The following is a 13,669-nucleotide window of genomic DNA, read 5'->3' as shown; positions in this document are numbered from 1 at the left end:
GGTCTGACACCCCGCGGCGGCAGAACCTGGCTCCCAGCCTCGGCGCTTAGGCAAGCTAGAAAGTAGCTCCACTAAGCGTCGAGGCGAGCACTGCGCCCGTCGGCCACTCGTGGCACCTTGTCGGCGACGGCGGTGTCCAGCACCAGCTCGGCCACCCGGTCGCGGTGCGCCTCGGCACTGCCGAGCAGGGCGGCATCGGTGGCCGCCCGCTTGAAGTACAGATGCGCCTGGTGTTCCCAGGTGAACCCGATCCCACCGTGCACCTGGATGGTGTCGGTGGCGATCCGGGTCAGCGCCGCCGAGGCCAGCGCCTGGGCGATACTGACCGCCAGCGCCGGATCGTCGGAGCCGTCGGTCAGCGCCCACGCCGCGTGGTACACCGCCGAGCGGGCATGTTCGAGGTCGACGAGTCCGTCGGCGAGCCGGTGCTTCACCGCCTGGAAGGACCCGATGGGCCGGCCGAACTGCAGCCGGGACTTGGCGTATTCCACCGAGAGATCGAGCAGATGCTGTGCGGCGCCGACCTGCTCGGCGGCCAACAACGCCGATCCGGCCTGCAGCGCATGGGTGATGACGCGGGCCGCGGTGTCCGGGCCGGCGATCAACCGGCCGGTCGCGGCATCGAGGGTGACGGTGGCCTGCGGCCGAGTGAGGTCCAGGGTCACCAGCGGCTCGCGGTGCACGCTCTCGGATGCCACCGCGTACAGCGCCACCCCGTCCGAACCCTTTGCCGCAACCAGGAATTCGTCCGCGTCGCCGTCGACGACGCGCTCGATACGGCCGGACAGTGCGTCGGTCCCGGTCACCGTCAGAGCGTCCGGATCGAACGCGCCTGCGCGCGACGGCACGGCGAACGCCGCGGTACGGGTACCCGCCACCAGCGCACCGAGCAGCTCGTCGCGTGCCGAACCGGGTTCGGCGGCCACCAGGGCCGGAATGGACAGGAAAACGGTGCCGAACAGCGGACCCGTCGCCAGGGCCGCGCCCAGTTCCTCCACCGCGATCGCCTGATCGACGAGGGTGCCACCGGCACCGCCGTCGGTCTCGGGAACGGACAGGGCGAGGACGCCCAGTTCAGAACCCAGGCGCTGCCACACCCTGCGGTCGAACCGCGGTTCGGACGCCATCAGGGTGCGGGCCGGCTGCTCCCCGAAGTTCTCGGCGCTGAATTTGCGTACCGCGGAACGTAACTGAGCCTGCTCGGAACTGAACTCGAATTCAGCCACGCGGGATCTCCTTCCACGCCATACCGGCATCGGCCCGCAGATCTCCGGGCAGTCCGAGGATCCGCTCGGCCAGGATGTTGCGCATCACCTCGGAGGTGCCGCCCTCGATGGTGTTGGCCTTGCTGCGCAGGAACCGCTGCTGAATCGGCCCGCGCCAATCCTCGGGATCGTCGCTCTCGTGCAGTCCGTAACCGTGATACAGAATGCCTTCGGGCCCAAGCAGATCCATGCACCACTGATAGATGTGCTGATTCAACTCGGCGCCCACCAGCTTGCCGATCGACCCCTCCGGCCCCGGGCCGCCGACGGTCGCGGTGGCCCGCGAGCGTGCGGCGGTCAGCCGCTGGGCCTCCGAACGCAGCCACAACTGGGTCAGCCGGTCGCGCAGCACCGGCGTGCGCAGGTCCGGCCGCGACGCCCACAGCGCGACGGCGTCGGCGATGGTGCCCGACCCCCGCCGGCTGCCGCTACCGCCCAGAGCGCTGCGTTCGTTCATCAGCGTGGTCATCGCGACGTTCCAGCCGCTGCCGACCGCACCGAGCCGGTGCGCGTCCGGGATGCGGGCGTCGGTGATGTACACCTCGTTGAACTCCGCCTGCCCCGTCAACTGGCGCAGCGGCCGGGTCTCGACGCCCGCGGCATGCATGTCCAGCACGAAGTAGGTCAGGCCCTTGTGCTTGGCCACATCGGGATCGGTTCGGGCCAGCAGCAGGCCCCATCTGGCCCGGTGCGCCAGCGACGTCCACACCTTCTGACCGTTGACCACCCACTCGTCCCCGTCGGGAACCGCGGAGGTGGCCAGCCCGGCCAGATCAGATCCCGCGCCGGGTTCGGAGAACAGCTGGCACCAGATGTCCTCGGTGGCGGCCAGCGGCCGCAACCAGGACCGCTTGAGTTCGTCGGACTGCGCGTGCTCGCGGATGGTCGGTGCCGCCATGCCGTACCCCATCGGGTTCAGGCCAAGGGGAATCGGGCCGCCCGCGCCCTGCAGGATGCCGTCCGCGACGGCCTGCAGTCCACGGGAGACGCCCAGGCCGCCGAGTCCCTCCGGGAAGTGCACCCAGGCCAGGCCGGCGTCGTAACACGCGGTGAGGAACTGCGGAATCGGTACCCGGGCCGGATCGTGCTCGGCCACCACCCGGTGGGCCAGCTCGGCGACCCGGTCCGCATCGGCGTTCGCGCTCATCAAGCCACCATAGGGAGCAGTGACCGACGTCACGGATGGGGGTGCCGCTTCGGCAATGGCAGGATGAGGCCATGCAGGTCACATCGAGCGCAACCGTCGCCACCCCGATCGAAACGGTGTGGGCCACGCTGACCGATCACGCGGGCATGGCGTCCTGGGCGCCGGGAATCACCGTCAGCCTGGGCCGGCCGGGCACCCCCGAACCCAACGGGCTCGGCGCCGTCCGCCGGATCAGCACCCCCGGGCCCGGGCCGGACATCGTCGAAGAGGTCACCGCCTTCGAGGCGCCGCACGTGTTCGGCTACAAGGCGCTGTCGGGTACGCCCTTCCCCGGCTACACCGGTGAGGTGCGGCTGACACCGTCGGGCACCGGGACGCGTATCGACTACACCATCGGTTCCACCGCGTCGTTCGGACTCGTCAAGATTCCGCTCGCGGGGATCGGCCAGGTGCTGCTGCGCCTGCTGGTGCGCGCCGCCGCTAAGGCGTGACCGGAAACTCCCTGTTGATGCTGTCCAGCAGGGCCGGATAGCGCTTCGCCTCGGGGTGACCGCTGGGTTTCCCACTGCTGACGACGGCCACCGCCAGGGCACGATCGGGGTCGGCCCACACCGCGATATCGGTCAGCCCGGTATGCCCGAACGCGCCCGCCGCGCCCCGGCCGAACGGGCCGAATCGCTTGGATCCGAGCATGTAGCCGGTGCCCCAGCGCATCGGCGCCAACCCGGTGGCAAGGTCGGGACGCAGCCGGCGCGCTTGCCGCGCCGCGTCGCGCAGTGTCTCGGGTTTCATGATGCGCACCCCGTCGAGTTCGCCGCCACGGCGCAGGATCTCGGCGAACCGGGACAACTCGTCGGCGGTGGACACGGTGTTCGACGACGGCACGACACCGGTGAGGAACTCGGGCGTGTTCGACAGCGGGATGATCTGCTGCGGCGTCCCGCCGACCGCGAGCTTGAACGCCCTGGCGATCGGCGCCGGGAGCGGCTTGCCGGTCACATGACTCGGCGCCACCAGCGAAACATCTTGGGCGGCAACACCGTAATTCGTCCACCGGAAGCGCAGCGGCGCGAGGATCTCGTCGTGCAGGATGTCCCGGATGCTGCGCCCGGTGGCCGCCGAGATGATCTCGCGCATCAGCGGGCCCCACGTCAATCCGTGGTAGATGTGCACCAGACCCGGCCGGTATACCGGCTTCATCTTGCTCAGCATCTCGCGGGCGTACTCGCTGTCGTCCATCCGCCGCAGATCGGGTTTCGGGCCGGTGGCGAACGGTATTCCCGCACTGTGGGTGATGACGTGCCGGATGGTGGTGCGGTCCTTGCCATGGCTGGTGTAGCCGGGCAGGTAGTCGCACACCCGATCCTCCAACGCGAAGCTGCCCCGCTCCACCAGCATGTGGGCGACGGTGACGGTGATCGCCTTGGCGGCCGAGTAGACGCAGAACGGGGTGTCGGTGCGGACCGGAATGCGTTCGCCGTCAACCGGATCCTCCGGGCCGTTGCCCCAGGCGTGGCCGATGGCACGGTTCAGCACCACGTTGCCCCGGTGCCGCACGCATACCTGGATCGCCGGGTGCATCCCGGCCTGATACCAGTGCCGTGCCTGATCCCAGATCCGTTCCACCGCTTGGGCATCGATACCGGAATGGTCTTCGGGGGCGCGGTCGGTGATCTCGTCCAGATCGCCCGGTACTTGGATGCGCCCCTCCCGCTTGGTCGCCGTGGTCATGATTGCCTCCGCAGGGTTGCCGAAAGATGGTGCTGCAAGGGCTGGCCCACCGCACCCATCCGCACGGTGTAGGTCAGTTCGTCGCCGTCCAGGTGGAACGAACGAGCAAGGGCCGTCACCTCTTTGGCCGATGCCGACCGGCCGATGGTCGTCGCGGTCAGCTCCATGTGCAGCGGCTCGGTGGTCAACGTGCCTTCCAGGACTTCCGCGATGCCGGTCGGATGGGCCAGCAGCCATTCGACCCGGCCGGGTTCGGGAACGCGGACGTAGCCGCTCTCGGCGTGCAGCGGACGGCCGTCGTCGGCGGCCTTGGTGCGCTGCGCATAGGTCAGGAACGGCTTACCGACATGGCCGAAGGTCACCGATTCCAGATAGTCGAACGAAGTGATGGTCGGGTATTCACCCGCACCGGGCCCGGACCAGGTGCCGAGCAGGGGAGCCAGAACGGCGATTCCGGGATGAAGGTCGGGCACCCTTGCCAGCGTACGGGCTGGTGTATCAATGCCTGTGTGAACAACCACGACGTCGCGCTCGTCGGTGACGCGGTGCGCCCGCATCCCGCCCGCCTGTCCAAGGCGCTCTATCCGGTGACGGGCGTGGCCATCGCCAGGTACGGCGATATGGATGCCAACGGGCACCTCAACAATCTGGCGCTCGAATCACTGCACGAGAACGCCCGGGCGGAGTTCAACGAGCGGGTGTTTCCCGGCCTCTACCGACCCGACACCCGCACCATGCGGCTGGTGACCGTCAACAACGTGGTGCACTTCCTGGCCGAGGTGCACTGGCCGGTGACCATCGAGACCGGGCTGGGTATCGGGCGGATCGGCCGAACATCGTTCGTGTCCTGCACGGCGCTGTTCGTCGGCGATTCCTGCGTCGGCCTGTGCGACACCGTCCTGGTGATGCTCGATGACGACGGCCCGACGCCGATCCCGAACGCGGCGCGCGACCTTCTGACCGCGAACCTGCTCTGAGGCCGCGGCCGCCGTTCGGGCGCAGAGGTTAGAGCGCGGCGTCGGCCACATCCAGCGCGGCGTCCAGGATCGCCAGGCCCGCGCGGACCTCGTCTTCGGTGACGTTGCACGGCGGCACCACGTGGATGCGGTTGAAGTTGGCGAACGGCAACAGGCCACCGGCCTTGCACGCCGCGATGACCGCGTTCATTGCCGGGCTGGAGCCGCCGTAGGGGGCCAGCGGCTCGCGGGTCTGCTGGTCGGCGACCAGTTCGACGGCCCAGAACACCCCGGCGCCCCGCACCTCACCGATGCTGGGGTGCTTGGCGGCCAGCTCGGCCAGACCCGGGGCGATGACCTCGGCCCCGATCCGGGCGGCGTTCTCCACCATGCCCTCCTCGGCCATGGCGTTGATGGTCGCCACCGCGGCCGCGGTCGCCAGCGGATGACCGGAGTAGGTCAACCCACCCGGGTAGGCGCGATGGGCGAACGTCTCGTAGATGGCCGGGTTGATCGCCACACCACCGAGCGGGACGTAACCGGAGTTGACGCCCTTGGCGAACGTCAGCAAGTCCGGCACCACGTCGAAGTGGTTGATGGAGAACCACTTTCCGCTGCGCCCGAAGCCGGCCATCACCTCGTCGGCGATGAACACGATGCCGTGCCGGTCGCAGAGTTCGCGCACCCCGGCGATGTAGCCCGGCGGCGGCACCATGATGCCTGCGGTGCCCGGGATCGACTCCAGGATGATCGCGGCGATGGTGGACGGACCCTCCAGCGCGATGAGCTGTTCGAGGTAGTCCAGGGCCCGCTGGGATTCCTCGGCTTCGGTGGTGGCATGGAACTGCGAGCGGTACAGGAACGGGCCGAAGAAGTGCACCACCCCGGCGTTGCCGTGGTCGTTGGGCCAGCGCCGGGGGTCACCGGTCAGGTTGATCGCGGTCTCGGTGCCGCCGTGGTACGCCCGGTACCGGGAGAGCACCTTGTAGCGGCCGGTGTGCAGCCGGGCCATCCGCACCGCGTGCTCGACGGCGTCGGCGCCGCCGTTGGTGAAGAAGATTCTGTCCAGCTCACCGGGGGTGCGCTCGGCGATCAGCCGGGCCGCCTCCGAGCGCGCCGCGTTGGCGTGCTGCGGCGCGACCGTACAGAGCTTGGCGGCCTGTGCGGCAATGGCGGCAACGACTTTCGGGTGCTGATGCCCGATATTGGTGTTCACCAACTGGCTGGAAAAGTCCAGCAGCCGGTTGCCGTCACCATCCCAGACATAGGAGCCCTGGGAGGCGGTGATCGTCATCGGGGCGATCTCGGCCTGGGCCGACCAGGAGTGGAACACATGTTTGCGATCCAGCTCGTAAGCGCGGGCGGCTTCGGCGCGGGCGTCCTGCACGGTGAGCCCGTTGGGCAGCGCGGTGGACTCTTCAATGATGGTCATATCGAGATTTTCTCACTTGCCCGATCGATTAGTTGGTGGGGAAGCCGAGGTTGATGCCGCCGTGGGAGGGATCGAGCCAACGGCTGGTGATGGCTTTGGCGCGGGTGAAGAAGTTGACGCCTTCGGTGCCGTGGGCGTGGCTGTCACCGAACAGGGAGGCCTTCCAGCCGCCGAAGCTGTAGTAGGCCATGGGGACCGGGATCGGCACGTTGATGCCGACCATGCCGACCTCGACCTCGTTCTGGAAGCGCCGGGCCGCGCCGCCGTCGTTGGTGAAGATGGCGGTGCCGTTGCCGTACGGGTTGGAATTGATCAGTTCCAGGGCTTGGTCGTAGGTGTCCACGCGCAGGACGGACAGCACGGGCCCGAAGATCTCGTCGGTGTAGACGCTCATCTCGGGGGTGACGTGGTCGAGCAGGGTGGGGCCCAGCCAGAAGCCGTCGGGGCCACCGTCGGCGGTGACGGTGCGTCCGTCGACGACGACTTTGGCGCCGTCGTTCTCGCCGGCGTCGATGTAGGAGGCGACCTTGTCGCGGTGGGCCTTGGTGACCAGCGGGCCCATGTCGGAGTCCTTGGTGCCGTCACCGATTTTGAGGCCGGTGGTGCGTTCGGTGATCTTGGCGACCAGATCGTCGGCGATCGGGCCGACGGCCACACACGCCGAGATCGCCATGCAGCGTTCGCCTGCGGAGCCGAAGCCGGCGTTGACCATGGCGTCGGCGGCCAGGTCGAGGTCGGCGTCGGGCAGGATGACGGCGTGGTTCTTGGCGCCGCCGAGGGCCTGGACGCGCTTACCCGCGGCGGTGCCGGTGGCATAGACGTACTGGGCGATCGGGGTGGACCCGACGAAGCTGATCGACTTGATCTTGGGGTTGGTCAGCAGTTCGTCGACGGCGGTCTTGTCGCCTTGCAGGACGTTGAACACGCCTTCCGGCAGGCCGGCCTCGGCCCACAGCTGGGCCATCCACAGTGCGGCGGAGGGGTCTTTCTCCGAGGGCTTGAGCACGACGGTGTTGCCTGTGGCGATGGCGAGGGGGAAGAACCACATCGGCACCATGGCCGGGAAGTTGAACGGGGAGATGATGGCGACCGGGCCCAGGGGCTGGCGGATGGAGTAGACGTCGACTTTGGTGGAGGCGTTTTCGGTGTAGCCGCCTTTGAGCAGGTGCGGGATGCCGCAGGCGAATTCGACGACCTCCAGGCCGCGGGACACCTCGCCGAGGGCGTCGGAGACGACCTTGCCGTGCTCGCTGGTGATGATTTCGGCGAGCTCACCTTTGCGGGCGTTGAGCAGTTCCCTGAAATTGAAGAGGAGTTGAGTCCGTTTCGCCAGTGAGGTGTCGCGCCAGGCCGGGAACGCGGCGGCGGCGGCATCGATGACGGCCTGCGCATCCTGGACGCTGGCCAGGGCGACCTGGCCGGTGACCTGACCGCTGGCCGGGTTGGTCACCGGCGCCGTCGCACCCGAGGTGCCTTCGAAGAACTTGCCGTCACGCCAGTGCTGAATGGTCGCAGTCATCGCGGGTGCGCTCACTTCCTGTTGAGGTTGCATCCAGTCTGTGGCCGGTCCGCCACCGTTCGTCGTTACAAAATGTCTCTCATATCGGCTACGCCGATACACTGTGTAAATGATCATCACGGTGGCCGACGTCGTCGGGCTACCGGTGTTGCAGCGCGGCCAGCCCGAGATTCTGAGTTCGCGCCGGTTCGACGAACCCATCCGCTGGGTGCACGTCAGCGATATGGCCGACCTGTCCGCCCTGGTCCAGGGCGGCGAACTGGTGCTGACCACCGGTGCCGCCCTGCGGGCGGACCCGCGCCGCTATCTGCACGGAATGGCGACCGCGGGAGTGCTCGGGGTGGTCGTCGAACTCGGCGGTGCCAACGTGGCGCCCGGGGTGGGCGAGATCGCCGAGGAGTTCGATCTCGCACTGGTGGCGCTGCACCGGCAGGTGCGTTTCGTCGAGGTGACCGAGACGGTGCACCGGATGATCGTCACCGATCAGTTCGACCGGGTGGACTTCGACCGCCGCGTGCACGAGACCTTCACCGACCTGAGCATGAAGCGCGCCTCGATGAGCGGCATCGTCGACGCCGCCGCGGCCATCCTGGACGAACCGGTGGTGCTGGAGGACCTGGCCCACCGGGTGCTGGCGGTCGCCGCGCGCGGGCACGCCGCCGAACTACTGCGGGACTGGGAGCGACGGTCGCGGCGCAGCGCCGGCATCGAGCACTGGGCCGTGACCGCGGTGGGGCCACGCACCGAGGAGTGGGGCCGGCTCATCGTGCCCCGGCGCCCCGGCGACGCGGCACGCACCCAGATGGTGCTGGAGCGCGCCGGGGTCGCGCTGGCCCTGCACCGGATGATCGAGCGTGACCGCTCCGGGTTGGCGCACCAGGCGCAGAGCGGACTCATCGACGACGTGCTGCGCAGCCGGATCACCGACGAACAGGAGGCCGCGGCCCGCGCGCATGCCCTGGGTCTGCGCTCGGCGACCCGCTATGTTCCCGCGACGGTGCGGGTGCAGCGACCCCTCGCCGCCGATCCCGTTGCCGGGCAACGGCGCAACGTCTCGTTGCTGGATACCGTCACGCATGCCGTCAACGCATCCGGGCACACCGGCCTGTTCTCGGTCCGGCGCGACGGTGAGATCGGGCTTGTGTTGTCGCTCAGTGTCACTCGTTCGACGGACACGGCACTGACAGCGCTCGGCACCGACCTCCGCCGTGAAATACGGCGGGTGGAAGGCATTTCCGGCATGGCGCTGGGAGTGGGGGAGCCCGTGGAGCGGGTCATCGATGCGGTCCACGGATTGGCCGAGGCCTCCCATATCGCCGACGTAGCGCTGTCCATGGGGGAGAAGCCGCGCCCGTTCTACCGGGCCGCCGACGTCCGGCTGCGGGGGCTGATCTCGTTGCTGCGCAGCGACCATCGGGTGCAGGCCTTCGCCGAAACCGAACTCCGCGGCCTGCTGACCGGTGATCCGTCGAACGTCGAGGTGCTGCGCGAGTACCTGCGGTCGGCCGGAAACAAGGCCGCGGTGGCCCAGCGCCTGCACATCAGCCGCCCGGCGCTCTACAAGCGGTTGGCCGCGATCGGCGACGCGCTCGGGGTCGAGCTCGACGACGGTGAATCGCGCACCTCCCTGCACGTCGCGTTGATGGTGCTGGACGCGCAGAAGCTCAGCCGCCCGGTGGGTTCCACCGTCGAGCCGATGCGCGCGGAGATCATCGATCCGTATACGTGAGGCCCGGGGTGCCGTTACGTTCGAGTCGTGACCGCGCTGAACCGGATCGTGACCTTCCGCATGACCGTCGCCGAATGGGTCGGCACTGCACTGCTGCTCGCGGCCCCTTACGTCGCCATCGGTGTGCTGTGGTCGATGTGGCACCTGGACCAGCTGTCGGCGTTGACCTTCGTGCGGTCGACGGTGACATGGCCGATCCTGTTGTTCGGCAACGGTTGTGCGTCATGACCAATCGCATCGTCATTCACCGGCGCGCCGGGCGCTGGGATCCGGCCGGTGCGGTGAGCATCGGCGACGCGATGGATTTCTGGGGATTCGCGGCCGGTGCGGCCAACGTGATCATGCAGCTGTCCTGGCCGGAGGTCGGCCATGGCGTGCTGGAGAGCACCGTCGACTCGGGCAACCTCCTCAAGCATCCGTGGAAACGGGCCCGCACCACTGCGAGCTACCTCGCGGTGGCGGTGTTCGGGACCGATGCCGACCGGGAGTCGTTCCGCACCGCCGTCGACGGTGCGCACCAGCGGGTCCGGTCCGGGCCGGGCAGCCCGGTCCGTTACCACGCGTTCGACCGCGATCTGCAGATGTGGGTCGCCGCATGCCTGTTCGTCGGGCTCGAGGACGTCTATCAACTGCTGCGCGGTGACATGACCCCGGACCAGGCCGAACAGTTCTACCGTTCGGCCTGGACGCTGGGCACCACGCTGCAGGTCACCGAGGCACAGTGGCCGGCCACCCGGGCGGCCTTCGACGAGTATTGGGCGCAGGCCTGCGAGCGTGTCGTCATCGACCCGCAGGTACGTGCCTATCTGCTCGACATGGTGCATCTGCGGATGATCAATCCGTTGCTGCGGTTGCCGTTTCGGCCGCTGTTGACGTTCCTCACGGCCGGTTTTCTGGCGCCGGTGTTCCGCGAGGCGATGGGATTGGGCTGGGGGCGCGGGCGGCAGGCGCTGTTCGAGACACTCTTCCGGCTGGTGGCGTTCGTCAACCGGTTCATCCCGCCGTTCCTGCGTCAAGGCGGCAGCCATCTGTTGCTGGCCGATGTGCGCCGGCGGGTCCGCGCCCGACGGCCGTTGATCTGAGGATGACGATGCAGCGAGTTCGTCAGGAGCTGGCCCGCCCGATCAGTGTCGGAGCGATGATCGAGACATTGATGTGGCTGGCGCTGCCCTATGTGGTCATCGGCCTGGTGGTGACGATCGCGCATCCCGACTATGTCCGTGCGCGGGAAACCCAGTTGCAGACCTGGTTTCCGGCGGGCTCGGATGTGCTCGCGTTCGGTGAGACGACGGTATGGTGGCCGCTAGTGCTGGTATCCGGTACGGGAGAGGACCACTGCGGTGCCCAATGACGATCTCGCCGATTTCGAACACTCCGACTTCACTCACGACGGCACCACCCGCACGATCTTCCGGAAGGGCACCGGGCCCGCCGTCATCGTGATCGCCGAGATCCCGGGCATCACGCCACGTGTGCTCGACTTCGCCCGCAAGGTCGCCGATATCGGCTGTACCGCGGTGCTGCCGCACCTGTTCGGTGAACCGGGGTTCGATCCCAATCAGAGCAGGCTGGCAGGCCTCACGGGTGCCGTGCGGGCGATGGTGCCCGCCTGCATCAGCAAGGAGTTCGTCGTCCTTGCCACCGGGCGCACGTCGCCGGTCATCAGCTGGCTGCGGGCGCTGGCCCGCGCCGAGCACGCCCGGTGCGGCGGCCCCGGCGTCGGGGCGGTCGGCATGTGCTTCACCGGCGGGTACGCGCTGGCGATGGCCGCCGACGATGTGCTGCTGGCGCCAGTGCTGTCCCAGCCGTCGATGCCGGCCGCGCTGACCGCGCGGCAGAAGCGATCCATCGACATTTCGCCCGAAGACCTGGCCGTGGTCAAACAGCGTTGCGCGGCGGGGCTGACGGTATTGGGCCTGCGCTTCAAATCCGACCGGCTGGTGCCGGCGGAACGGTTCGATTTCTTGCGCGAGCAGCTCGGGGATGCCTTCGTCGCCGTCGAACTCGAGGACGCCGACGCCAACCCGGATGCGCTGCTGGCACCGCACTCGGTGCTCACCGAACATCTCATCGACGAACCGGGCCAGCCCACCAGGGCCGCCTTGGACCAGGTGCTCGAACTGTTCCGGAGCCGGCTCCTGACGGTGTGACGATTGCGCCCGGCAGGAATCGCCGGGCGGCTTGGGCTGTTGTCGCCTATATGAATCACTGCGCTGGTGTGACGAGGGGCCGGGAGTCCGGGCACCGAGTGTGCTCACTCACAAATACCTTGTCAGGCGCATTGCTTAGGAGGACTATCTAGCCATGCTAACTGTTAAGCGATACGTGGAAGCGACGTTGCTGTCCTTGGTCGCGCTGGTGGCGATCGCAACCCCGACCGTGATCCTGCTGCAAGACGGATCGCACGCTCCGGTGCAGATCGTCTTCAACGACCCGCTGCCGGCCGGCGCCCGCTGAGCGAGTTGATGACATGCGCGCAATGCGAAGGTTTGCGGTATCAGTCTGTGCGGCAGCGGCTTTGGCCGCTCCGGCGGCCGTACTGAGCGGCGCAGGCGCAGCCGTGCCGACCGTGATGGCTGCACCGTCGGGTCACGGCGGTCCGGACGGGCACGGTGGCGGCGGAGGCTGCAGTGGCGGGCCCGGCTGGCATGGATGCGGCGGCTGGAACCCGCAACAAGGCGGTTTCGGTAGTGGCTGCTTCAACGGCATCTGTGGTGGCTGGGACGGCACCCGCGGCTGGGGCGGCTGACCGCTCAGGCCGACCGGCCGATATCCGGGTGCTGCTCATCCGGGTCGTCGTGCACCGTCGCCAGCCGCGGCGATTCCAGCAGGCAGATCTGATTGCCGCCGGCCTTACGCGCCTCGTACATGGCGTTGGTGGCGATGGTCACCAGTTCGTCGAGCACATCGTGCGAGGTGTACCGCGCCAGCGGACGCAGCGGCGTGCTGACCACACCCAGACTCGCCGTCAACCGGAACGGTGCGGACTTGATGGTCCCCAGGATGCGATCGGCCAGCGGGGACGGATCCTCGTGGGTGAACACATCGGCGATCAGGTATTCACAGTCCCCGAGGTGGCCGATCACCGCATCGCCGCGGACGGTCTCGCGCAGCCGTTGCCCGATGGCCACGCGGGCCCGGTTCCCGCCGGCCTTACCCGACATGGCCGTCAGCAGCGAGAAGCTGTCCAGGTTGGCGACGATGAGTACGAAGTACCGGTCGTCGTGCCGGCTGCGTGAGCCGATCAGGGTGGCCACCTCGTCGTAGAACGTCTGCCGGTTCAGCAGGCCGGTCAGCGGCTCGATACCACGGTGGCTCATCTCCGAACCCGCGATCTTGAGCGCCAGCTCGCAGGCGAAACCCACCGACAAGTTGATCGTCAACACCAAGGCGACGGACGAGACCGCCATGACGGGGTCCTCGACGAACAGGCGCCATCCCAGGGTGGCCAGGGTCGCCAGCTGCACGGCCCAGATGAAGGCAAGCAGCTGCCGTGAATGGAAGAAGGCCGTGTACGCGGTGGTCACCACGAACGCGGTCGAACCCACGAGCGCCAGTACCGGATTCGGCAGCGTCAGACATGCGGTCGCGATCAGCAGCGTCCCCAGCGTCACGCAGAACACCGACTGCCGCCAGGTGGGCCACTCCGACCGCAACCAGATGGCGGCCATCGTGCCGCAGCACAGGATGACCGCGGCCACCGCGGCCGGCCCGTATGCCACATGGTGTCTCGTGGTGGACACCGTCACGGGCATGGCGATGATGCCGAGACCGATGATGCTCCACGCCACCACCCGGCACGTCAGCGTCTGCAGATCCCGCGCGGCCAGAAACGCCGTCAGCCATTGGTAGTGATCGCCGCGATGTCGCCAGCGTCCAGGGGTGCGCAT

The 13,669-nt window shown here is 68.2% G+C and carries 16 protein-coding genes; 9 read left to right on the top strand and 7 right to left on the bottom strand.

Annotated elements, in window-relative coordinates; all coding sequences use genetic code 11:
• Positions 1–71: 71 nt before the first annotated feature.
• Together ACXPWS_RS30760 and ACXPWS_RS30755 are read right to left on the bottom strand one after the other, a co-directional pair.
• Positions 72–1,256: an acyl-CoA dehydrogenase family protein gene (locus ACXPWS_RS30760; RefSeq protein ID WP_458710272.1), complete on the bottom strand. Its 1,185-nt coding sequence runs from the start codon at positions 1,254–1,256 to the stop codon at positions 72–74.
• Positions 1,219–2,412 carry an acyl-CoA dehydrogenase family protein gene (locus tag ACXPWS_RS30755; RefSeq protein ID WP_458710271.1) on the bottom strand — a complete coding sequence of 398 codons (1,194 nt, stop codon included), beginning with the start codon at positions 2,410–2,412 and terminating at the stop codon, positions 1,219–1,221. Before ACXPWS_RS30755 ends, ACXPWS_RS30760 begins: the two co-directional genes overlap by 38 nt.
• A 71-nt stretch (positions 2,413–2,483) precedes the next feature.
• On the opposite strand from ACXPWS_RS30755, the gene ACXPWS_RS30750 reads away from it, so the two are divergent.
• The gene (locus tag ACXPWS_RS30750; RefSeq protein WP_458710270.1) at positions 2,484–2,903 is read left to right on the top strand and encodes an SRPBCC family protein; all 420 of its coding nucleotides are present in this window, start codon (positions 2,484–2,486) and stop codon (positions 2,901–2,903) included.
• Here the strand turns inward: ACXPWS_RS30750 and lipE are convergent.
• Together lipE and ACXPWS_RS30740 are read right to left on the bottom strand one after the other, a co-directional pair.
• On the bottom strand, positions 2,893–4,143 hold the full coding sequence (gene lipE, locus ACXPWS_RS30745; RefSeq protein ID WP_458710269.1) for a lipase LipE: 1,251 nt from the start codon (positions 4,141–4,143) through the stop codon (positions 2,893–2,895). The two genes, ACXPWS_RS30750 and lipE, sit on opposite strands and share 11 nt — an antisense overlap.
• Entirely contained in the window at positions 4,140–4,616 is a 477-nt protein-coding gene (locus ACXPWS_RS30740) for a peroxynitrite isomerase (RefSeq protein WP_458710268.1), read from the bottom strand. Before ACXPWS_RS30740 ends, lipE begins: the two co-directional genes overlap by 4 nt.
• Before the next feature lie 36 nt (positions 4,617–4,652).
• On the opposite strand from ACXPWS_RS30740, the gene ACXPWS_RS30735 reads away from it, so the two are divergent.
• Positions 4,653–5,120 carry an acyl-CoA thioesterase gene (locus ACXPWS_RS30735; RefSeq protein WP_458710267.1) on the top strand — a complete coding sequence of 156 codons (468 nt, stop codon included), beginning with the start codon at positions 4,653–4,655 and terminating at the stop codon, positions 5,118–5,120.
• A 28-nt stretch (positions 5,121–5,148) separates the two neighbouring features.
• On the opposite strand, the gene ACXPWS_RS30730 is transcribed toward ACXPWS_RS30735, so the two are convergent.
• Both ACXPWS_RS30730 and ACXPWS_RS30725 read right to left on the bottom strand, forming a co-directional pair.
• A complete protein-coding gene (locus tag ACXPWS_RS30730; protein WP_458710266.1) occupies positions 5,149–6,531 on the bottom strand; it encodes an aminotransferase class III-fold pyridoxal phosphate-dependent enzyme in 1,383 nt (460 codons plus the stop codon).
• 28 nt (positions 6,532–6,559) lie between these two features.
• The gene (locus ACXPWS_RS30725; protein WP_458710265.1) at positions 6,560–8,050 is read right to left on the bottom strand and encodes a CoA-acylating methylmalonate-semialdehyde dehydrogenase; all 1,491 of its coding nucleotides are present in this window, start codon (positions 8,048–8,050) and stop codon (positions 6,560–6,562) included.
• 109 nt (positions 8,051–8,159) lie between these two features.
• On the opposite strand from ACXPWS_RS30725, the gene ACXPWS_RS30720 reads away from it, so the two are divergent.
• The 7 genes from ACXPWS_RS30720 to ACXPWS_RS30690 all read left to right on the top strand — a co-directional run bounded on the left by ACXPWS_RS30720 (position 8,160) and on the right by ACXPWS_RS30690 (position 12,528).
• A complete protein-coding gene (locus ACXPWS_RS30720) occupies positions 8,160–9,779 on the top strand; it encodes a PucR family transcriptional regulator (protein ID WP_458710264.1) in 1,620 nt (539 codons plus the stop codon).
• Positions 9,780–9,806: 27 nt separating this feature from the next.
• On the top strand, positions 9,807–10,007 hold the full coding sequence (locus tag ACXPWS_RS30715; protein WP_458710263.1) for a hypothetical protein: 201 nt from the start codon (positions 9,807–9,809) through the stop codon (positions 10,005–10,007).
• Positions 10,004–10,861 (top strand): oxygenase MpaB family protein, encoded by an 858-nt coding sequence (locus ACXPWS_RS30710; protein ID WP_458710262.1) that lies wholly within the window; start codon positions 10,004–10,006, stop codon positions 10,859–10,861. Before ACXPWS_RS30715 ends, ACXPWS_RS30710 begins: the two co-directional genes overlap by 4 nt.
• An 8-nt stretch (positions 10,862–10,869) precedes the next feature.
• Complete coding sequence (locus ACXPWS_RS30705) at positions 10,870–11,130, top strand: hypothetical protein (protein WP_458710261.1); 261 nt, start codon at positions 10,870–10,872, stop codon at positions 11,128–11,130.
• On the top strand, positions 11,120–11,929 hold the full coding sequence (locus ACXPWS_RS30700; protein ID WP_458710260.1) for a dienelactone hydrolase family protein: 810 nt from the start codon (positions 11,120–11,122) through the stop codon (positions 11,927–11,929). Before ACXPWS_RS30705 ends, ACXPWS_RS30700 begins: the two co-directional genes overlap by 11 nt.
• A gap of 154 nt (positions 11,930–12,083) precedes the next feature.
• Positions 12,084–12,236 carry a hypothetical protein gene (locus tag ACXPWS_RS30695; RefSeq protein WP_458710259.1) on the top strand — a complete coding sequence of 51 codons (153 nt, stop codon included), beginning with the start codon at positions 12,084–12,086 and terminating at the stop codon, positions 12,234–12,236.
• Positions 12,237–12,258: 22 nt separating this feature from the next.
• Positions 12,259–12,528, top strand: coding sequence for a hypothetical protein (locus tag ACXPWS_RS30690; RefSeq protein ID WP_458710258.1), 270 nt, complete (start codon positions 12,259–12,261; stop codon positions 12,526–12,528).
• 4 nt (positions 12,529–12,532) lie between these two features.
• Here ACXPWS_RS30690 and ACXPWS_RS30685 read toward each other — a convergent pair whose 3' ends face one another.
• A complete protein-coding gene (locus ACXPWS_RS30685; RefSeq protein ID WP_458710257.1) occupies positions 12,533–13,669 on the bottom strand; it encodes a GGDEF domain-containing protein in 1,137 nt (378 codons plus the stop codon).

Source organism: Mycobacterium sp. BMJ-28 (assembly GCF_054404835.1).
The sequence above is the reverse complement of the archived record's forward strand: the minus strand, read 5'-3'. Positions and strand labels throughout refer to the sequence as shown.